Consider the following 21,439-nt stretch of genomic DNA (forward strand, 5'->3'; position numbering starts at 1 on the left):
TTTATATCAAAGGATATAATTTGAAAGTTTAAAAATAATGAAAGGAAGGTTAAAAAATCATAAAAATAAAGGCATCAGGCCTATAGCGGGAGATAAAAGAATAAAAAATCTCTAGGCTTATCGTCAAGAGATAAACCGAACATTAAAATTTATATTCTGCAGTAACAGCCGATCAGGCAATGGATCAGTAGAAAATTTCATTTGAACATGCTTATAAAGCCACTCATTTCCACGCTGTTATCGAAATAAATTCTCACACTTTTTTATTCGGATTGCCCAGTTTAAGAGCTTGATCCTCATCATATTTATGAGCTTAAAAAGCATGTGTCCAGCTGGCTCTGATTATTAAGCAGAATCAAATTAGAACGGTATGGCTGTCTTAATTTCGACCGGGATACCACTCAAAGGCTGGATAAAGGCCAGATAACTGGCATGCAAGGCCATACGATTCAAAGGACTGCGCTGGGGTTCAGGATGATAAATTTTATCACCAGTAATGGGATGACCCAGATGCAGCATATGCACGCGTAGCTGATGGGAACGGCCGGTAATAGGTGTCAGTAACACTCGGCTAATGTCTTGCTGGGGTAGATATTCTATTGCCTGATATAAGGTTTTGGCGGCTTTGCCCAGTTCATAATGCACCATTTGACGCGGACGGTTTTCCCAGTCAGTTATCAGAGGTACTTCGACGCTGCCCTGTCCTTCAAGTTTGCCTTGTACCAGTGCAACATAATTTTTATGCACGGTGCGCGCCTGAAACATTTTACTCACCGCCACTTCTGCATCGCGGTGTTTGGCAAACATCAAGATACCCGAGGTGGCCATATCCAGACGATGGGTAATTTTAGCCTGCGGATACTGATCTAAAACCCGTAAATAAGCGCTGTCATGATGTTCAGGTAAACGCCCCGGCACCGACAATAATCCGGCCGGCTTTTCAATCACCAGCAGATCATCATCTTCATAAACAATCTGCAACGGCTCTTGCGGTGGGCAATAAATAAAGTCGAGGTTAATCGGCATGTAGGTGTAGCATCTGGGGCAATGCGCGCAAAATAACAAGCGGGATTTAGCCTGTCAATCACTGCGCACAGCCAGATAGATTAATCTGCCAGATAATAATCGACTGTCGAGACCACGCGGACTTTCTTCAAATAGGGTGTATTGCTGTCACGATCTTCAATACTAAACAGTCCCTGATTGGCGGACTTGATTTTGCCCAGACTGCTCTTTGAATCGGCAGCAAATTTTTCTGCCACACTGCGGGCATTTTCGGTGGCTTGTTCAATCATTGCCGGCTTGATGTCATTCAGCTTGGTAAACAAATATTCCGTTCTTTGTCCAGAATCATCTCCAGCAAAGGCAATGCCTTTTCTGCCCAAAACCACCAAACGGCTTTGCGCTTTGCGTACTGTATCGATGTTGTGGGTATAGACGGTAATGGTCTGGCTGGCGGTATAGCGCAGTGCGACATTGGCATCACCACCATATTGCTGCGCGTATTTATCGGTAATACTGGGTGAGGCGCTGGTGATCTCTTCCGCACTAAAGCCTTCATTTTTTAGAAAAGTCTGAATTTCCTGGGTATTGCTTTGCATGGTGTCATACAACTCGGCCAGATCCTGATTGCCGGCATTAAAGCGGATCGGCCATACCGCCACATCGGCTTTGACTTCGCGTTCCGACAAGCCTTTGACCGAAACTATACGTTCATATTGTTTAATTTTCAGCGCGCTATTACCCAGAATCCATCCGGCAATAATCATCCCTAAGCAAATCAAGGCACCTAAAATCAGGGCCGGTTTGAATTGATTCATCCTTCAACTCCTTTGAAATCTTTTTTCATTCTTATTGATCCTGCCACGCTATCAAGTAGCGATAAAATGATACTAATTTGATCTTATTTTTATCACACGAAGATTTAATCACAACACCGCACTTAGCCTTGATTCATCAGATAGATTGCAATTAACGGTGTCAGGTTAAACAGCAGAATGCCAATTTTATACACCGCCATACCCGAATAATGAATCACATCAAAACTGGTGTCTGACAGCCGAAACCATTTTCCATGCACCTGCTTCATCCAGTTTCGGGCAAAGACAAAGACCATGAACCAGATCATGAGAATGACATAATTAATGAGTGTGCAAAACAGTAAAAAACGACACCAGATATCGAGATTCATGAGGATTCCCCTAGGGGACAGCTGATGTTTTTAAAATAACAGATCATCTTGAGAAATGAAGGATTGATTTGTATCTTGCTTGGATAAATAGTTTTATTAAACTTATGATTTATATTTATTTTTTATTCTGCATGTATTGCTAGAGAATTTTTTAGGGTGTTGGGAAAACTCGCAATGGTTTACTTCAACTATCATTCTTTGTAAGACCTGATCTTATAGCCTATAAACTTTTGGTCTATAGCGTCCTAAGCCGAATCGAGACCTTTTGGGTTCGTACTGCACTCGCGTTTTGCGCCGCTCACAGCATGCTACTCTTTCCGATCCCATCACACCCTTGAGAGCTATATTAGGCAAAGATGGGCGGGATTAATTTCCTATGTTTTTTTAATTTTTAGAATTTTTGAAAATTTATTTCATTATTAATCCAATTTAAGGAAAATAAACCCTATCCTTCAATTTTTACGCTTTTTTCTTCGATAAAAATGGACTTTATTGCAATTTATCTTCAAGACATGAGGACTATTTATTGAAACAAAGCAGCCTGAATCCATTGTGCATTAAACCACCAGATACTGATCGCTGACATCCCGCAGAGCAGATTGGCCAGAACCTTATTGAGTCTCGTCAGTTCAGAACTATAAATTTTCAGGTTAAGCAGGTAAGCGATCACAGCGTAAAACGAGCCAATCGCGCCCCCGAAAAGAATCAAGATGAGCGGCCATGCGGAATAGAAATGGGCTTTTTTATCTAATTTTCCTGACTCTGGTGCGTGCTGTTGAATATCCATAGGTGATAGCCCTCTTTTTAATATATGCACTTGCACTATTTCTAGGCAGATATTTACTCTTTAGAAAATATTTGCCTTTTAGGACTTTCATTGAAGCAAGAAGCAGACCAGTTTTAACGTACAAAAAGCTGTCGAGTATGATGATTGATATAGGCATTTAGCCCATCGCCATATTGGGCAAGCTGTTTCATGTTTTCGACATGCTGATAGCCGGCACTGCTATAGCTGTAGGTATAAACTTTCGAGGTTTTCTTAAATTGAACCCGAATAAACTCGTTACCAATCTCGTAATTGGCAACACCTGAGTCATGATTAAGATCAAGATAATATTGCAATTGAGCTGCCCTAAACACGATGAATCTAGGGTTTTATATGGGGTTTTATTGGTTAATTTTCAAACAATAATATTTTAAGAAAATAAAATCTATAAAAAAAATATCCCATTATTTAATGGGATATTTTTTAAATCGGAGTGAACTATTTAACAATTAGGATCCACTACAAAACTTGTCTGGCTGAATTTTTGCCATGCACCAGTAGCAGCACCATCCACAACGAGAATAGAGATAATTCCCCAATCCAAGAAAACACCTAATAAGGTTGTTGGATCAAAAGTTTTTTGTGGAATAACGATGTTGGTTTGGCAGCCTTGCTTCTCTGCTTTAATTACATAATTTTCTTTCTTTTTGAAAGTATAAACAGTATTACGCTGACCCATATATTCTTCATTGACATATAACTTAGCCAATTCATCGTTACTACGGATATTCACAGTTTGTGTTGAACCATTAAACATCGTCGCACAGCCTGAAGTAAATAACATCACACTTCCTATTACTAAAGCTGTAAATTTTTTCATTGTTTCCCCCGGAAATATCTAACCTTAATTCTAAGTGGTTAGCTAATTTTTAAAGCAGACAACCTATACCTTTTATAACAATAGTTCAAATAATTTTTTGAATTTATTATAATTTTTTACTTTAAACCAAGATTCTCCTCCCGATATAAAACTGTTTTCTCATAATAATTTTTTATTTCTATGTATGAGATTTGGATACCACAGCAAAAAGCCCTATCGAGTAATAGGGCTTTCGTTCAAAACAGAGGGTAACTGTTTGAGTTGTTTTGCTTAGGCATTCTTATTGTTAAATTGATTGCCTTGGCATTTGGTACACGGTGGTAAACGATCAGTACCAATTTCTAAGTAGGTGCGGTGTCCGCATTGAACACAAAAATAGAAGCCTGTTCCGGGTTTTTCGCCAGCAGTAACCATCTTTGTTCTCCATGGTTTTAGAAATGGTCTATCTAGTATAACCCTCTAGTGATGAATGTCTATTGTCCATTTTTGTAAATGATGATGGCATTTGGGCAAAGTAGTATTTCTAATTATTATTCAATAACTCATTAATTAAGTGATAATTTATTATTTTTTTCAAGTTAACTAGTTTAATAACATTGAGATAAGTGATGCATAAGGTCAAGTATAGCGCAGTGCGTTAATACAAAATTATCGCCATAGCCATATGAAATTTTATATTCCCTTAAAGTTATAGACGTCTTTAATCATTGAGGAAGCTCAATTGCTTAAGTTTAAAAAGAAAAGTACCTGTTTGTATTTTCTTGATAAAGACATTAATGCTCTAAATAAAAACCCCACTTCACAGTAGGGTCTTTTTTAAACAATATCAACAACTTTAATCCACTCCAACCCTCCTTAAAAAAGTAGGGAGTTCCCCTCTTTTTCAAAGAGGGGCTAGGAGTGATTAAAAAAAAGATTAAGCCACATTTCCTTCCAAGAAATCCTGTGCAAAGCGCTGTAATACCCCACCCGCTTCATACACATGTACTTCTTCTTCAGTATCCAGACGACAAGTGACTGGAACTTCAATAATCTGGTTCTTACCATCATCGGTTGAACGCTCAATCACTAAAGTTAAAGTCGAACGTGGCGCAATATTACCAATCACGCTATACAGCTCTGTACCATCAAGACCTAAAGTCTTACGATCTGTACCCAGTTTAAACTCAAGCGGCAACACGCCCATACCGACCAGATTGGTACGATGAATACGCTCAAAACCTTCAGCGACAATTGCTTCTACACCTGCAAGACGTACACCTTTCGCTGCCCAGTCACGACTCGAACCCTGACCATAATCCTTACCGGCAATAATGATCAACGGCTGTTTACGGTTCATGTAGATCTCAATCGCTTCCCACATACGCATCACTTCACCTTCAGGCTCCACACGTGCTTTAGAACCTTGTTTAATGGTACCGTCAGAACGCACCACCATTTCATTGAACAGTTTAGGGTTGGCAAAAGTCGCACGTTGCGTGGTGAGGTGATCACCGCGATGCGTTGCATAGGAGTTAAAGTCTTCCTCAGGCACACCCATTTTTTTCAGGTATTCACCTGAAGCACTGTCGAGCACAATGGCATTCGATGGTGATAAATGATCAGTGGTGATGTTATCGCCCAAGATCGCCAGCGGACGCATATTTGACAAGGTACGCGGTGCAGCCAAAGCCCCTTCCCAATACGGCGGACGACGGATATAGGTACTTTGCGGACGCCAGTCATACAACGGACTTGTTGCTTTTTCATTCACACCCAAGTCGAACATCGGAATATAGATTTTTTTGAATTGTTCTGGTTTTACAGCAACTTTCACCAGCGCATCAATTTCTTCATCCGATGGCCAGATATCTTTCAGATAAATCGGGTTGCCATCTTTATCATTTCCTAAAGCATCCTTTTCTATGTCAAAACGAATCGTACCGGCAATCGCATAAGCCACTACTAATGGCGGTGAAGCCAAGAATGCCTGCTTCGCATAAGGATGAATACGTCCATCGAAGTTACGGTTGCCCGAAAGCACCGCTGTTGCATACAGGTCACGGTCGATGATTTCCTGCTGAATCTTTGGATCTAATGCGCCCGACATGCCGTTACAAGTCGTGCATGCATAGGCCACGATACCAAAGCCCAGTTTTTCTAAATCTTTAAGTACGCCTGCTTCTTCCAAATACAAAGCAGCCGCTTTAGAACCCGGTGCAAAAGAAGATTTCACCCAAGGTTTACGCACCAAGCCCAATTCATTGGCCTTACGTGCTAGCAAACCTGCCGCCACCGTATTACGTGGGTTAGAGGTATTGGTACAAGAGGTAATCGCCGCGATAATCACCGCGCCATCTGGCATTAAGCCTTCTGCTTCTTGTGCGCGAGCAGCATCTAGATTACCGGCAATACCTTTTTCTTTCAGGTCAGAGGTTGATACACGTGCATGCGGATTCGATGGGCCAGCGATATTACGTGTCACAGTCGATAAATCGAAATGCAGCACACGTGGATATTCCGCTTGGGTCATATCCGATGCCCAAAGCCCGATCTCTTTGGCATAAGTTTCGACCAGTTTGACTTGCTCAGGCTCACGACCGGTCAAGGTCAGATAATCAATGGTGTTCTGGTCGATATAGAACATCGCAGCCGTTGCGCCATACTCAGGCGTCATGTTGGAAATCGTGGCGCGATCACCCACCGACATGCTGTCAGCACCTTCACCAAAGAATTCTAAATATGCGCCAACCACACGCTCTTTACGCAGGAATTCAGTTAATGCCAAGACGATATCCGTTGCGGTAATACCCGGCTTGCGCTGACCGACCAATTCCACACCAATGATATCAGGCAGACGCATCCAAGACGCACGACCAAGCATCACATTTTCAGCTTCCAAGCCACCCACACCAATCGAGATCACACCCAATGCATCGGTATGTGGCGTATGCGAATCTGTACCAACACAGGTGTCCGGGAATGCCAGACCATCACGGTTTTGAATCACCGGAGACATTTTCTCCAGATTGATCTGGTGCATGATGCCATTGCCCGCAGGAATTACATCAACATTTTCAAACGCGGTTTTAGTCCATTCAATAAAATGGAAACGGTCTTCGTTACGACGGTCTTCAATGGCACGGTTTTTCTCAAAGGCATCCGGATCAAAACCACCAAACTCAACCGCCAGTGAATGGTCGACAATCAGCTGGGTTGGAACTACCGGATTGACTTTAGACGGGTCACCGCCCTGTTCTGCAATCGCATCACGTAAACCGGCAAGGTCCACCAGCGCCGTTTGTCCCAAGATGTCATGACACACTACACGTGCCGGATACCAGGGAAAATCATGTTCCTGTTTACGCTCAATTAACTGGCGTAAAGACTGTTCCAGAATGGCAGGATCACAACGACGCACCAACTGCTCTGCCAGGACTTTGGAAGTATAAGGAAGTTTGGCATATGCGCCTGGCTGAATATCTTCTATGGCCTGTCGCACGTCATAATATTCCAGCTGGGTGGATTGCAGCGGTTTACGGTAGTTGTTGTTCATAAGCTTGCCTGCCCTCGTTTATCTCTATTTTTATTCATCAATAGATATTGATGAGTTACTTTTGTAATAGCAGCATTGTACGCCGCACAAATAGCATTTCCCAAATTTTATATTTCTCAAATACTTAATTATAAAAATCGGTATTTTCGCAAAAATTTGTTACATAGACTTTAGAATTTTTGCTTTAAAGCGGTCTTTTGCTAAAAAAATCTGAATAATTCGCCTTATTCTTTAGTCTTATGTTGCAAAATATTTCTCTATATTTTTATTTGATTATTACCCTAAACCACTAATATCATTAATAAATAATTAATTTTATGTGCATTTTTCTAAAGATAAAAAAATATAGTCTCACTGGTTTTCATAGGCCTGTCCTGCCGCCGCATTTAGCAAAATTTCAATCCCCTAATTTGGGATAGCAGATTTTCCAAAACTATCAGAAGCTCAGTGTGACGCATGTCACATTATTCGCAAACCTCACATTAAAACAATAACCATAACAGGCAGAACTGAAATGTTGAAAATCGCAATATTCGGAGCTATAGCCGCCATTTTGACGCTCTTAGCTCGCGGTTGGGATGGAACAAAAAATCCATCACCACCGTCCAATCCATCACCACCGTCCCAACCCTCTCATCCCTCACACCCAACACCTCCACCCAAACCCTCACATCCCGTTCCGACCACATCAGACAGCTTGATTAGCAACCCACCTCTGTTACCGAAAAGTGCCAAGGGCAAATATGAGCTGATCGTGGCCTATAAAACCAGCAAGCTCTATAACCCCAGAAATGGCTTATGGGATCAGGTACTGCTGAGAGGCTATTTAACCAAACCCAGTTTATTTGATAAGAAAAAAACTGGTGAATATGTTGAGGATCAATTGGTCGGGCCACAGATTCGGGTCAAACAGGGTGAAACCTTGGCACTTAACCTGAATAACCAGCTTCCACCCGAGTCAGAAACAACTTGTCCAACTCATGTTGAGAATGTAAATGAACCTCACTGCTTTAATACTACCAACCTGCATACCCATGGCTTCTGGGTCAGTCCTCAAGGCAATAGCGATAATGTTTTCCTGAAATTCAAACCTCAGGAAAAATTTGATTATCAGTTCAAAATGGAACCGAATCATCCCGCAGGGACTTACTGGTATCACGCCCATCTGCACGGTTCAACTGCTCTTCAGGTGTCGAATGGCATGGCTGGCCCATTGATTGTTGAAGGCTCAAGAACGCCAAAAGTCAAAAATGGTAAAGTCACCTCAACTGGAGATATGGATATTCTATGGAAAGAAAAAAACAGTTACCCGAACGAAAACATCCTGTTGTTCCAGCAAATCCAATATCGCTGTAGTAATCCCGATCCTAATATCACATTCGCTGTTCCCAATAACTGTGAAGGTGTAGGTATAGGCATGCTGGAAAATTATAATGACCTGTCTATTAGTGGCTTCTGGACCAACCAGAATTACTACACGTCTATCAACGGTAAAATTGTGGGAGAGATGAAGGTTGAACAGAATGTATTTAACCGCTGGCGCATGATTCATGGCGGTGTACGCGATACCATTGGTTTAATCATAAAGGAAATTCCTGACTCCAGTAAGTTTAGCGCAGAGCAAACCATTAAAGCCTGTTCAGCCTATCAGGAGGCAGACAAGAAAGCTGAATTTGAGAAGCTGAATAGCCTGAATGTGCATACCATCGCGCAAGATGGCTTAACTATGAATCATATACAGACCAGAACCCTGTCCGTGTTCCATCCTGGTTATCGTCATGATGCAATGGTTGCCTTTCCGACCACCAATAGATACTGCATTTTTGACACCAAATTGAATATCGATGATGAAATTAACGCGCCATTACCGAATGTAGGCCCTCAAATTGCTCCAAATCATCGGTTCAATGCCCAACTGCTGGGATGGGTCAATGTAAAAGCAGCCAAGACCAAGGCTCAGACTGCTGCACAGTTCCTGAAAGATCGGGCACAAAAAATTGGTTTAAGCAAAGACATCCAGACCCAGTTATCTCAGCTTAATCTTTCTGCGTTTAGTGATCATCCATCATTGATGACACCCGAAATTGATAAAGTAGTTGCTGCCCGACCAAAACAATATAGTGCTTTTTCGCTCGGCCCCGACCCTAGAACTGGCGTATTCAAATTTGGCTTCCGACATAAAAAAGATGGAGATACACTGAGTTTTGGAGATTTCTTTGATGGAGATGGTTCAGTGGGTGGCGAATATGTCCGTCAGTTACAAGTTGGACAGACTGATGAATGGGAATTGACAACCGAAAATTTTGGCGGTCATCCGTTCCATATTCATGTTAACCCGTTCCAGATTGTTAAAATTTTGAATCCTGATGGTAAAGATGTCAGTGAAGCATTATCTGAGCCAGTCACAGATCCAAATGGACTTGAAGATGTGCAATACCGTGGCATGAAAGGACAATTTAAGGATACGCTTTTTATAAAAGCTAACTATAAATTTATTCTCAGAAGCCATTACAAGAAATTTGAAGGTGACTTCGTACAGCACTGCCATATCCTCGACCATGAAGATCAGGGTATGATGGAAACCGTACGAGTCTGTGGAGGCAAATTCCCTTGTGATTCGCCATTACCGGCTAGCCATCATCACTAAAGATCTGCTCGCTAAAAGCCAATGATTTCGATTGTTGGTTTTTTTGTTTGCCTCTATTTGATGCTTGCTGCACAATAACTGCATTGATTTATAGTATTCAAACCGGGGCTTATTATGGCAGCGTCTCCTGCTTTTACATTGTTTAGTCTGAATGGTGTAGATGCACAAAAATTCCTTCAAGGTCAGGTGACTTTGAATACTGAAACTTTGGCGGAAAACCAGACACGCTATACTGCGATCTGCAGTCTGAAAGGACGCATTCAATTTGGCTTGTGGCTTAAAAAAATCAGTCCGGAAAGTTTTGAAATCGTCAGCACTGAAGATCAGGCTACGGAACTGACCAATCATATTAAAAAATTTGGTGCCTTTTCAAAAATGAAACTGGAATTGGTCGGTCCAGTTTATCCAGTCATCAATGGCATTCATACTGACTTTGTGGCGACTGAAACCGATGTGACGATGTGGGAACAGCAAGCCATTGAATCAGGTCAGGCCTGGATTCAGGCTGCCACTGCAACCCTGTTTCAACCACAGGAATTACGTTTGCATCAACGCGAAGGCATTCACTATGACAAGGGTTGCTATCTGGGTCAGGAAGTCATTGCACGTTTATGGTTTAAAGCCAAGCCAAAACACTGGTTACATCTGGTTCAAGGCACAGGTGCCGCACCTGATGTTGCGACCAAACTGAATAATGATGTTGAAATCGTCAATAGCATCGCGATTGAGAATGGTTATAAAGCACTAGTCGTGGCAAAACCTGAAGCATTGACCGAGCTAGGTCTCGAAGTTCTGGAGCTTCCTGAAGCTTTGAGCGGTGATGTAGCGCGTCCGCAATAATCACTGCATAACTCATAAAAAAGCCAAGATAAAATTCTTGGCTTTTTTATTTTAGAAGCCATGAAACAGCTTGTTCATGTCTTTTACCACATAATCTTTAAAATGATAGGCCCGCGCATGTTTGGCATCAAACTTTGCCGTGAGTTCACCTTTTTGAAAGACATATACTCGGTCTTCCTGACTCATCAAAAACTCTGCACCAAGTTTCATCAGCAGCGCATCAATCTTGTCTTCATCAGCAATCGATTCATCAGCATTGATTCTGTCATAGTGACGTTTAATGGTTTTGACAAACATGGTGAAATCCTGGGAGTCTGATTCAAACCGAGATTTAACCAGAGAAGTCGTCTTAAGCAAAGTAATCCTTTTGATATCTGCAAGATTGAGCAAAACCTGTCCAAATCATGCATCGATTTAAACGGTGTATTGTGCTTTGATGATTTGTATTTAGTGACAAATTGTATATTTACAAAGCACAAAATCCTTTTATGATGTAAGTGAAAATGATTAAAACCGCACCAAGGAATAAGGTGCCAGCAATAATAAGGTTATAGGAACCATGAAAAAATTAGTACTCGCTACAGTTCTTGCCCTTTCTGCGCAATTCGCTCTGGCAAATACCGTAAAAGATCAAGTCGATCCCCAATTCCAAAAAGTTGAGGCCATGGTCAAAGCCAATAATTTTAAAGGTGCCTATGACGCTTTGAATCAATTGGCCAGTCAGGGAAATGCCCAAGCTTTATATAACTTAGGCTATTTGACCCAAACCGGCCAAGGTACAACCAAGGACGAGAAAAAAGCCATTCAGCTTTACGAGCAGGCAGCCAGCAAAGGCTATCCGGTGGCCAATTATGTACTGGGTAAAAACTATGCAGCCGGCACACTCGGCCTCAAACAGGATTTGGCCAAAGCCAAACAGCATCTGGAACGCGCTTCAGCAGCCAAATTTGATGATGCCAGCATTGATCTGGCCATACTGCTATTTTCTGAAAATACGACAGCGTCAAATAAAGCCGGACTACAAAAGCTGCAACCGCTGATCAGCAAAGGCAATATGCAGGCCATTCATGCCAAAGCCTTATATGACATCAGCAGCGGTTTCAAAAACAAAGATGAAAAACCGATTCAGCAAGGCCTAAGCAGCATTCAGGAACTCGCCAAAAAAGGTTATATTCCGGCGCTGATGGCAGTAGGTAATATGTTTGCCAATGGCAGTATTGTTCCGCAAAATCTGCCAGAAGCTAAGAAAATCTTTGCCGCACTGGCGCAGCAAAATGTTCCGCAGGCCAAAGAGTCTTTGGCAGCGGTAGACAAAATGCTGGCTGAACAGAAAAAAGCGCCTGCGAAGAAAAGTTAAGTTAATTCCACAAAATTAAAATATAAAAAGCCCCATGCAATTTGGGGCTTTTTTTAGTAGCAGAGCATCCATCTGCTAAAAGATTATCCCCACCACAAGGCAATTAAGCCACTGGTCACGATAAAACCGACAATAGTACTCATCAACAATGGCGTTAAGGTTCGATCATTCAAACCATACGCCTGTCCCAGCATGCCAAAAATCGTCGGCATCGGCAAAGCTGCAATTAGCGTACCAGCATGGACCATTTCCTGACTTAAATCAGTTAACTGGCTCAGTCCCAGATACATCAATAACGGCATCATGATATTGCTGGAAAATACCAGATAGAAACTTTGCAGGTTGACATATTTCAGACTCATTCCCACGATCCCACCTCCAATGGCAAACAAGGCCAATGGTGAGGCCGTCTGACCAATCAAGGCAAAGACCTGATCGAGATAGACTGGAATTTTAATCTGGAAAACTGCACAGGCCATGCCCAGCATCACTCCCATAAATAAGGGATTCTTTAGCAAGGTCAGTAGCACACTTTTCAAAATGGCGCCAAGGTTCGCCTGATGTTGTGTGCCCAGCGCAGCCATGACCAGCACCAGCGGAATCAGCAACACGCTTTCAATGATGACCACCAGAGAGGTATAGGTCATCGCCTGTTGTCCGATCAATAAGCTAAGCACAGCTGTACCAATCAGCCCGGTATTTGACATTGCAGCACCCAGCGACAAGACTGCACTTTGCGAATGCGTATTCTGAAAATGACGGCGCATGATCCAGAAACCGCTACCATAGAGCAGTAAGGTCACGCTGCTATACACGGCAAAGTATTCAAAATACCAGATTTCATGCAGGTCTTTGGAGGCAAGGGACTGAAAGAACAGCAAGGGCAAGGCTACTTTAATCACAAAAGCACCGACCGTCCCCACCTGTTCTTTGTTTAACACTTGACTCTTTACAGTCAGATAACCCAGCGCCAACAATAAAAATATGGGCACAATGACCGCAAAAATCATAATGCAGTATCCTCTTGTCAGTGATATTCCATTATAAGAATTTCTGAGACTAAAGCAGTGTTAAAAAGGCTCAAACAGGTGATTCAAACCATGCGGTGCACAGCGCAGATATTGCGGTGAAATTTTGATTTTTTCCTCAAGTGCTGCCGCTGCATGCCAAGGCCAATGTGGATCATAAAGAATGGCACGAGCCAGTGCGATGGCATCAGCTTGACCTTTTTGCAAAATATCTTCTGCCTGCTTAGCTTCAGTAATCAAACCGACGGCAATCACGGGAATACTCACGACTTTCTTGATCGCATCTGCAAAAGGCACCTGATAATTCGGCTTCACATCAATGTTCTGTTTGACATGCAGCCCGGCACTGGAGATATGAATATAAGCAGCACCCGCAGCTTCTAGTGCTTTGGACAATTCAATTGAAGAATCAATGGTCCAGCTATCTGGCTGATCCATCCAGTCGCTGGCTGAAATACGCACTCCAATTGGATAACCTTCTGGAACCGCCGCTTTCATGGCTTGTAATACTTCCAGAGTCAGGCGAATCCGGTTTTCCAGTGAACCGCCATACTGATCATCACGTTTATTTGAAAGTGGTGACATGAACTGATGCAGTAAATAACCATGCGCTGCATGCAGCTCAATCAGGTCAAAACCGGCATCAACTGCACGTTTGGCACTTTCTGCAAAGTCAGCAATGACCTGCTCAATTTCCGACTGGCTTAAGGCTTTGGGTGGATGTTCATCGGCCTGAAAAGGAATATCACTGGCAGAAACAGTTTGCCAGCCATGTGCTTCATCCGGCTTAAACTGACCTTTACCTGCCCATGGTTTATCTGTTGAAGCTTTACGTCCGGCATGTGCGAGCTGAATGGCAAAAGGCATCGGGGAGATGGATTTGACTTTTTCCAGTAGGGTCTTGATCTGCTTAGCCTGTTCATCATTCCACAAACCTAGGTCAGCATAACTGATCCGGCCTTCTGGCTGTACTGCAGTCGCTTCGACAATACATAAACCTGCACCCGATAAGGCATAGTTAGCCCATTGCTGCTCATGCCAATAGGTAATTTCCCCCTGCTCTGTTGCAGAGTACTGACACATCGGCGCAATCACGATTTTATTTTGAAGTTGCAGTGATCCAAATTGAATAGGTTGAAATAGTAATGCCACGCTGTATTTCCTCTTTTTATTGCCTAGTTTCACTCTAAAAATAAAAACAGGCTCCTAAGAGCCTGTTTAGTTATAACGTGAACGATCAAACTTTAGAAGATGATTCGTGTAGTCAAACCGAGTACCAGTGCATCATCTACATTATTACTTGAACCTGGATTAATGACATATTGCAGGTTTGGACGCAGCATCAGCCACTTTGTTGCGTTATAGCTATAGTTCAGTTCAATATTGTATTCTGCATCAGCATTGAAAGCTGGCCGTGAATCAGCAAAGCGATTATTCACATGCACACGGTTTACTGCTAAACCTAAAATATCATTCGGCTGGCTGTCCGCAAGACCGATATATTTCACACCGATTTGTTGTGAATTATCCACTTTATTGGTATCGCGGTCATGCCAGGTAAAGTTGGCAAATGAATGCAAACCCTGACGGCCCTGACCTGTAGACGTTAACTGTTGCTCTACAGCTAACCAGCCGGCAAAGGTACGGTTTTTGGCATCAGTAGGATTGGCAATATCCTTTTGGTTGGCAACATCATCGGCAGTATTGTACATCCCGCCGACACGGTAGCTGCCCGGCAAGCCATTCACCAATGATTTCGGCGTCCAGATTACTTCTGCCGGAATCGTCACGCCATCGGCATGGTCGGTATCCAGACTCCAGCCCTGACCTTCTTTAGCGCCATTACCATTATCTGGATTAAACTCATACACACCGACTTGTACTGCAAGTTCAGGATTGAGTTGCTGCTTCACGCGCGCACCCCATTGTGCTACAGGCGTATTCATCCAGATATTGCCCTGCCATTTTCCCATTTGCGCTGCACAAAATGCAGTACTGGCAAAATCACAAGCCATGACATTAAAGTCCATGCCCAGACCAAGACGACCCACCTTAATACTGAGTCCCTGCTCTTTATAATTCTTTTCAATAGACAGCTCGCTCAGACGGCTATCCTGATTACCACGTCCGAAAGTACCTTGTACATTGGCCAGTTGCGGTGCACTAGGATCCTGCAAGTCACGGACAGAGGTACTTTGACCCTGACGTGCACTCATCACGGCACGTACGGTGACGCCATTCCATCCTGCCAGCTTTTCCATGTCCAGTTGAGTACCTAGCCATAATTGGGCAGAAGTTAATGGATCTGCGCCCTCATTACGACCACCATCAGCAAGATAGGCGGTATCGGTTAACAGATTGGCTTCAAATTTAATTCCCTGTTGGGCCAGTTCTGTACGTTGACCATTCCAGTCACCCAGTAAATATTGACCTTGTGGATCAAATGCAGATTCCGCTTGAGCGGTTGTCATGGCAGCCATTAAAGGCAATAGAGCTAGACCTAAATATTTCATGTAAAACCTAAACATTCGGAGAGAAAAACAAGCAAGGTTTTTAAATTGCTATTAGGTGCATGAATTTACATAACTTTTCATATAAATTCCCAGCATTTTTTTTATTACTCATTAAACTTTTAGTTATGCCTTAAACATAAAAATATAATTTTTATTTTAATAATCTTAAATTATTTATATATTTTTCATTAGCTTATAATGTATTGATAATTTCCATTCGATTTCCTCCCAAGAAAATTCACTATAAAAACATAGAAACCTAGTTTATTCTTTAAACAATTCCAGTTTAAATAAAGATGAAATACCCAGTCATTTTCCAGCGATTTCACCCAGATTAACGCTTGCAATCCCAGCCAATTCACCCAATATTAGCTGCATCTCCCTCGCCACTGATGAGTTATGCCTGAATTACCAGAAGTTGAAACCACCAAAACCAGTTTATTACCCTTATTGGAACAACGCGTCCAACGTGTTGAAGTGCGTCAGTCCAGTTTGCGCTGGCCCATTCCAGAAAATATAGAAAAGCTGGTGGGGCAAAAATTACTGAAGCTCACTCGCCGTTCTAAATATATTCTGGCGGAGTTTGAACACGACACCATGCTCTGGCATTTAGGCATGTCGGGGAGTTTCCGTCTATGCGAGAGCAATGAAGAATTACGCAAACATGACCATCTAATCATTCAGTTTGAAGATATCGAACTGCGTTATCATGATCCTCGCCGTTTTGGCTGCATTCTTTGGCTGGATGCACAATCACAAAGCAAATTGATTGACACGTTGGGGCCAGAACCTTTAAGCGAGAACTTTAATGCCGAGTATTTATTTGAAAAATTGAAGAATAAAAATGTTGGCACCAAAGTTGCAATTATGGATAACCATGTGGTGGTGGGCGTAGGCAATATTTATGCGACCGAAAGTCTGTTTAATCTGGGGATTCATCCGGCACAACCGGCCTCGACTTTAAGCTTGATTCAGATCGAAAAGCTAGTATTGGAAATCAAGCGCATCTTGAAACAGGCGATTGATCTGGGTGGTTCAACCTTAAGAGACTACACCAATGCCATGGGAGAAAATGGCTATTTCCAGCAAACCTTGCTGGCTTATGGTCGTGCCGGTGAAATGTGTATGAACTGCGAGACCACGCTTGAAAATATCAAATTGGGACAACGAGCTTCAGTTTTTTGTCCTGAGTGCCAACCTTTGAAAAAGATTCATCTCCCTATCAAAAAAGTGGCAACTTTACGAGGGGAAAAGTCATGAAAACAGCCATTGTGCGTCATATTCTGGTTAAAGATAAAGAAACCGCTGAGCAGCTTAAAAAGAAGATTTTAAGTGGCGCCGACTTCAATAAAATCGCAAAACAGTATTCAACCTGTAATTCTGCCAAACGTGGCGGTGAGCTAGGTGAAGTGAAGAAAGGCCAGCTGGTTCCAGTGATTGATAAACTGGTATTTACTGCCGCTGAACGTGTATTACATGGTCCGGTCAAAAGCCAGTTTGGTTTTCATTTGGTCGAAATCAAGTTTCGGATGGATTTTTAATATTTATAAATCCCTCCCTACCTCCCTTTGTTAAAGGGAGAAGTTCCCCTTTTATAAAGGGGATTTAGGGGGATTAGAAAAATTAGACTTGAGGTGGACGCTTTTTCAATTCATCACGAATTTCACGCAATAATTCAATATCGGCTGGGGTGGTCGGAGTTTCCTCGACTGGGCCTTCTTGTTTACGTAAACGGTTCATGAACTTCACCAATAAAAATACGACCCAAGCCAAGATTAAGAAATTAATTAAAATCGTTAAAAAGTTACCGTAAGTCAGTACATTCACACCCGCCTTAGTCAAAGCATCCAGAGATTGTAAATTGTCTGGGTTTCTTCCCAAGATAAAGAATTTTTGCGTAAAATCGACGCCACCACCGGTGATCACGGTAATTAGAGGCATAATGATGTCTTTCACCAATGAATCGATGATCTTGCTAAAAGCACCACCGATAATGACACCAATCGCCAGATCCATCATGTTGCCTTTGATCGCAAACTCTTTAAATTCTTGAATAATGCTCATAACTGCTCCCATATGTTATTTTCAAGTTTTGGGTCAAATTATACCTGAATAAATACTTTTAATTTTGACTTAGTTTAATGCGTTTTAGTAAATTATGATTTAAGCATAACGTAAATATAAAAAAACCGTAATCTTCGAAAAGATTACGGTTTTTGAAAACCCGAAATAATCTAGCGATTATTTACCTGAACGGTTACGTTTACGTTCGTTTTCAGTCAAGAAACGCTTACGGATACGGATTGACTTAGGTGTTACTTCTACTAGTTCATCATCTTCAATAAACTCAAGCGCTTGCTCAAGTGTATATTCAATCGCAGGAACCAGCGTTAACGCATCATCAGTACCAGAAGCACGTACGTTCGTTAACTGTTTTGCTTTAGTCGGGTTAACTGTCATGTCGTCTGAACGAGAGTTAATACCGATGATCATACCTTCATAAACTTCTAACTGTGGTTTCGCGAATAGACGACCACGATCTTGAAGTGTGAACAGTGCATAGCCCAGACAAGTACCTTGAACCATAGAAATCAGTACACCGTTTTGACGTTTTGCAACAGTACCTTGCTTCATTGGACCGTAGTGCGAGAAGCTAGACGTCATGATCCCTGTACCAGAAGTCATGGTCAGGAATTCAGAACGGAAACCAATCAGACCACGTGAAGGAACAGTTGCTTCAATACGGATACGGCCTTTACCGTCAACTTCCATATTGGTCATTTCGCCTTTACGGTGACCCATTTGTTCCATTACAGCGCCTTGGTGCTGTTCTTCAACGTCAAAAGTAACGTTTTCGTATGGCTCTTGTTTTTCACCATCAATTTCTTTGATGATTACTTGTGGACGCGATACGCCCATTTCGAAGCCTTCACGACGCATGTTTTCAATCAGAACTGAAAGGTGAAGTTCACCACGACCAGATACTTTGAAACGGTCTGGACTGTCAGTATCTTCAACGCGTAATGCTACGTTGTGAATCAATTCGCGGTCTAGACGTTCACGGATATTACGTGAAGTTACGAACTTACCTTCTTTACCAGCAAACGGTGAGTTGTTTACCTGGAATGTCATCGATACTGTAGGTTCATCTACAGACAATGGCGGTAAAGCTTCAACATTTTTCGGATCACAGATGGTGTCAGAAATGTTGAGTGCATCGATACCTGTTACACAAACGATATCGCCTGCAGAAGCTTCTTCAACGTCAACGCGATCTAGACCATGATAACCCATGATTTTTAAGATACGGCCGTTACGTGTTTTGCCATCTTTATCGATTACAGTTACTTGTGTGTTTAATTTCACTGAACCACGCTGGATGCGACCAATACCGATAACGCCTACGAAGCTGTTATAGTCAAGTGAAGATACTTGCATTTGGAATGGACCGTCAACATCAACCGCTGGTGGTTCAACGATGTCTACGATCGTTTGGAACAACGGAGTCATATCTTCAGCAAGTTCTTCTGGAGAAGGACCAGCAACACCACGAAGGCCTGAAGCATAAACAACTGGGAAGTCTAACTGTTCGTCAGAAGCACCTAAGTTGTCGAACAAATCGAATACTTGGTCAATTACCCAGTCTGGACGCGCGCTTGGCTTGTCCACTTTGTTAATAATCACGATTGGTTTCAAACCACGTGCGAACGCTTTTTGCGTTACGAAACGAGTTTGTGGCATCGGGCCTTCTTGTGAGTCTACAAGAAGAAGTACGCAGTCAACCATCGACATTACACGTTCAACTTCACCACCGAAGTCGGCGTGTCCCGGGGTGTCCACGATGTTAATGCGGTATTCAGTATTGGTACGTTCATCTAACCATTTGATTGCAGTGTTTTTTGCAAGAATGGTAATACCACGTTCGCTTTCAATAGCGCCAGAATCCATGACACGCTCGATCTCACCCGCGCGATCACCGAGAGCACCTGATTGTTGCAAAAGTTTGTCTACAAGAGTGGTTTTACCATGATCGACGTGCGCAATAATGGCGATGTTACGGAGAGTTTTAATATCTGACATGTAAATTCAATGCGTATGTAATTTGAGGGCAAATTATACAGAAAAATACAAAACTTTTATAGTCACTGTAACCACACTCCTCAACTTTTTTTGCCCAGTTGGGGCTTTTTTGATTTTGTAAAGACGTGTAACTCGATTAGAATAGCGCCACCCAGCCTTAATTTGCATTGACACATGTCTGATTTTAATCAATCTCCTCTTTCTAAAGATCAACTCGACCTGGTATATGGTCTGGAAGATCGACCAAAACCATTAATTGCTTTTTTAGCTGCATTCCAGCACTTACTGGCGATTATTGTCCCGATTGTGACCCCTGGCCTGCTGATTTGTTTGGCACTCGGTGTTTCCAAAGAAGACACCAACATGATTTTATCCATGTCCTTGGTAATCTCGGGCATCGCGACTTTTTTACAGTCTAAAAAAGTGGGGCCATTTGGTGCCGGTCTGCTGATTGTCCAAGGAACCAGCTTTAACTTCATCGGTCCAATTATTGGTATTGGTTCAGCCATGGTGGCTGCAGGCACACCTGTAGAAGCAGTCATGGCTTCTATTTTTGGTGTGGTGATTGCAGGTGCATTTATTGAAATGGGCGTGTCACAAATTCTGCCTTGGATCAAAAAACTGATTACACCGCTGGTGACCGGGATTGTCGTGCTGCTGATTGGTTTGACCTTAATTAAAGAAGGTTTAATCAGTATGGGCGGTGGTTATCAGGCCATGAGCGATAAAACTTTTGCCAATGCTGACAACCTGATCATGTCTTGTACCGTCTTGGCGTTGATTATTATTCTGAACCGTATCCGGATTACCTGGGTAAAAAGTTCTGCCATTTTGATCGCCCTAATCTGTGGTTATGTTCTGGCGGGCTTTATGGGGCATCTGGATTTCTCTGGTCTAAAAGATGCATCGTTGGTACAGATTCCAACCCCAATGCATTTCGGTTTAAGCTTCTCCTGGAGCCTGTTTATTCCGATGGCATTCATCTATCTGGTGACCTCTTTAGAAGCGATTGGTGATATCACTGCGACTTCAAAGCTTTCCAACCAGCCAGTTGATGGTCCAAAATGGATGCAGCGCATTAAAGGCGGTGTACTGGTAAATGGCGCGAATTCATTCCTTGCCGGTATTTTTAACACCTTCCCGAGTTCCGTATTTGCACAAAATAATGGCGTAATCCAGTTAACGGGCGTAGCAAGTCGTTATGTCGGCATCTGGATTGCTGCTTTGCTAGTTATTCTTGGTTTACTGCCTGCAGTTGCTGGTATTATTCAGGCCGTTCCGCAAGCGGTACTGGGTGGTGCAGTGATGGTGATGTTTGGTGCAGTCGCAGCCTCTGGCATTAACATTCTGTCTGGTGTCCATCTGGACCGTCGTGCCCTGCTGATCATTGCGATTTCACTGGCACTGGGTTTAGGTGTTGCACAAGTTCCACAAATTCTTGAACATCTTCCTGAGTTATTCCGTAATATCTTTAGCTCAGGCGTTGCTACTGGTGGTATCGCTGCCCTTATTCTGAATGTAGTACTTCCTGAAACAAAGAAGTAATTTCATGTCCAAAGAACACTGTCTAGGTCAGACTTAGGCAGTGTTCTTTATATTGGA

At 42.5% G+C, this 21,439-nt stretch carries 20 protein-coding genes; 6 read left to right on the top strand and 14 right to left on the bottom strand.

Features of this window, described 5'->3' with window-relative positions; translation table 11 throughout:
- Positions 1–360 precede the first annotated feature (360 nt).
- The 8 genes from F995_RS06080 to acnD form a co-directional block, all read right to left on the bottom strand.
- Positions 361–1,026: a pseudouridine synthase gene (locus F995_RS06080; RefSeq protein ID WP_004645918.1), complete on the bottom strand. Its 666-nt coding sequence runs from the start codon at positions 1,024–1,026 to the stop codon at positions 361–363.
- 80 nt (positions 1,027–1,106) lie between these two features.
- Positions 1,107–1,820 carry an SIMPL domain-containing protein gene (locus F995_RS06085; RefSeq protein ID WP_004645919.1) on the bottom strand — a complete coding sequence of 238 codons (714 nt, stop codon included), beginning with the start codon at positions 1,818–1,820 and terminating at the stop codon, positions 1,107–1,109.
- 122 nt (positions 1,821–1,942) lie between these two features.
- A complete protein-coding gene (locus F995_RS06090) occupies positions 1,943–2,191 on the bottom strand; it encodes a DUF6868 family protein (protein ID WP_004645921.1) in 249 nt (82 codons plus the stop codon).
- A gap of 523 nt (positions 2,192–2,714) precedes the next feature.
- Positions 2,715–2,978, bottom strand: a complete 264-nt coding sequence (locus F995_RS06095; protein WP_004645922.1) for a hypothetical protein — start codon at positions 2,976–2,978, stop codon at positions 2,715–2,717.
- A 113-nt stretch (positions 2,979–3,091) separates the two neighbouring features.
- Entirely contained in the window at positions 3,092–3,313 is a 222-nt protein-coding gene (locus F995_RS06100) for a hypothetical protein (protein WP_016806680.1), read from the bottom strand.
- A gap of 146 nt (positions 3,314–3,459) precedes the next feature.
- Positions 3,460–3,801, bottom strand: coding sequence for a hypothetical protein (locus F995_RS06105; protein ID WP_004645924.1), 342 nt, complete (start codon positions 3,799–3,801; stop codon positions 3,460–3,462).
- A gap of 306 nt (positions 3,802–4,107) precedes the next feature.
- Positions 4,108–4,251, bottom strand: coding sequence for a zinc ribbon-containing protein (locus F995_RS16270; protein WP_004645925.1), 144 nt, complete (start codon positions 4,249–4,251; stop codon positions 4,108–4,110).
- Between the two features lie 502 nt (positions 4,252–4,753).
- Positions 4,754–7,372 carry a Fe/S-dependent 2-methylisocitrate dehydratase AcnD gene (acnD, locus tag F995_RS06110; RefSeq protein WP_004645926.1) on the bottom strand — a complete coding sequence of 873 codons (2,619 nt, stop codon included), beginning with the start codon at positions 7,370–7,372 and terminating at the stop codon, positions 4,754–4,756.
- Between the two features lie 514 nt (positions 7,373–7,886).
- Between acnD and F995_RS06115 the strand changes: the two genes are divergently transcribed.
- Positions 7,887–10,019 (top strand): multicopper oxidase family protein, encoded by a 2,133-nt coding sequence (locus tag F995_RS06115; RefSeq protein ID WP_004645927.1) that lies wholly within the window; start codon positions 7,887–7,889, stop codon positions 10,017–10,019.
- Positions 10,020–10,133: 114 nt separating this feature from the next.
- Positions 10,134–10,859 (top strand): CAF17-like 4Fe-4S cluster assembly/insertion protein YgfZ, encoded by a 726-nt coding sequence (locus tag F995_RS06120; RefSeq protein WP_004645928.1) that lies wholly within the window; start codon positions 10,134–10,136, stop codon positions 10,857–10,859.
- A gap of 51 nt (positions 10,860–10,910) precedes the next feature.
- On the opposite strand, the gene F995_RS06125 is transcribed toward F995_RS06120, so the two are convergent.
- Complete coding sequence (locus F995_RS06125) at positions 10,911–11,156, bottom strand: hypothetical protein (RefSeq protein WP_004645929.1); 246 nt, start codon at positions 11,154–11,156, stop codon at positions 10,911–10,913.
- 262 nt (positions 11,157–11,418) lie between these two features.
- On the opposite strand from F995_RS06125, the gene F995_RS06130 reads away from it, so the two are divergent.
- The gene (locus tag F995_RS06130) at positions 11,419–12,216 is read left to right on the top strand and encodes a tetratricopeptide repeat protein (RefSeq protein ID WP_004281723.1); all 798 of its coding nucleotides are present in this window, start codon (positions 11,419–11,421) and stop codon (positions 12,214–12,216) included.
- An 83-nt stretch (positions 12,217–12,299) separates the two neighbouring features.
- Here F995_RS06130 and F995_RS06135 read toward each other — a convergent pair whose 3' ends face one another.
- The 3 genes from F995_RS06135 to F995_RS06145 all read right to left on the bottom strand — a co-directional run bounded on the left by F995_RS06135 (position 12,300) and on the right by F995_RS06145 (position 15,757).
- Complete coding sequence (locus F995_RS06135; protein WP_004281722.1) at positions 12,300–13,226, bottom strand: AEC family transporter; 927 nt, start codon at positions 13,224–13,226, stop codon at positions 12,300–12,302.
- Positions 13,227–13,286: 60 nt separating this feature from the next.
- Positions 13,287–14,396 carry an NADH:flavin oxidoreductase/NADH oxidase gene (locus tag F995_RS06140; RefSeq protein WP_004645930.1) on the bottom strand — a complete coding sequence of 370 codons (1,110 nt, stop codon included), beginning with the start codon at positions 14,394–14,396 and terminating at the stop codon, positions 13,287–13,289.
- Between the two features lie 92 nt (positions 14,397–14,488).
- On the bottom strand, positions 14,489–15,757 hold the full coding sequence (locus F995_RS06145) for a carbohydrate porin (RefSeq protein WP_004645931.1): 1,269 nt from the start codon (positions 15,755–15,757) through the stop codon (positions 14,489–14,491).
- A gap of 399 nt (positions 15,758–16,156) precedes the next feature.
- Here F995_RS06145 and mutM point away from each other — a divergent pair, with 399 nt between their 5' ends.
- Both mutM and F995_RS06155 read left to right on the top strand, forming a co-directional pair.
- The gene (mutM, locus tag F995_RS06150; RefSeq protein ID WP_004645932.1) at positions 16,157–17,017 is read left to right on the top strand and encodes a bifunctional DNA-formamidopyrimidine glycosylase/DNA-(apurinic or apyrimidinic site) lyase; all 861 of its coding nucleotides are present in this window, start codon (positions 16,157–16,159) and stop codon (positions 17,015–17,017) included.
- Positions 17,014–17,298, top strand: coding sequence for a peptidylprolyl isomerase (locus tag F995_RS06155; protein ID WP_004281718.1), 285 nt, complete (start codon positions 17,014–17,016; stop codon positions 17,296–17,298). Before mutM ends, F995_RS06155 begins: the two co-directional genes overlap by 4 nt.
- An 82-nt stretch (positions 17,299–17,380) precedes the next feature.
- Here F995_RS06155 and mscL read toward each other — a convergent pair whose 3' ends face one another.
- Positions 17,381–17,821, bottom strand: coding sequence for a large conductance mechanosensitive channel protein MscL (gene mscL, locus F995_RS06160; RefSeq protein WP_004281717.1), 441 nt, complete (start codon positions 17,819–17,821; stop codon positions 17,381–17,383).
- A gap of 177 nt (positions 17,822–17,998) precedes the next feature.
- Positions 17,999–19,837 (bottom strand): translational GTPase TypA, encoded by a 1,839-nt coding sequence (gene typA / locus F995_RS06165; protein WP_004281716.1) that lies wholly within the window; start codon positions 19,835–19,837, stop codon positions 17,999–18,001.
- A gap of 174 nt (positions 19,838–20,011) precedes the next feature.
- On the opposite strand from typA, the gene F995_RS06170 reads away from it, so the two are divergent.
- On the top strand, positions 20,012–21,382 hold the full coding sequence (locus F995_RS06170) for a uracil-xanthine permease family protein (protein WP_004645933.1): 1,371 nt from the start codon (positions 20,012–20,014) through the stop codon (positions 21,380–21,382).
- Positions 21,383–21,439: the final 57 nt, after the last annotated feature.

The organism is Acinetobacter sp. CIP A162 (assembly GCF_000367905.1).
Classification (GTDB): Bacteria; Pseudomonadota; Gammaproteobacteria; order Pseudomonadales; family Moraxellaceae; genus Acinetobacter; species Acinetobacter lwoffii.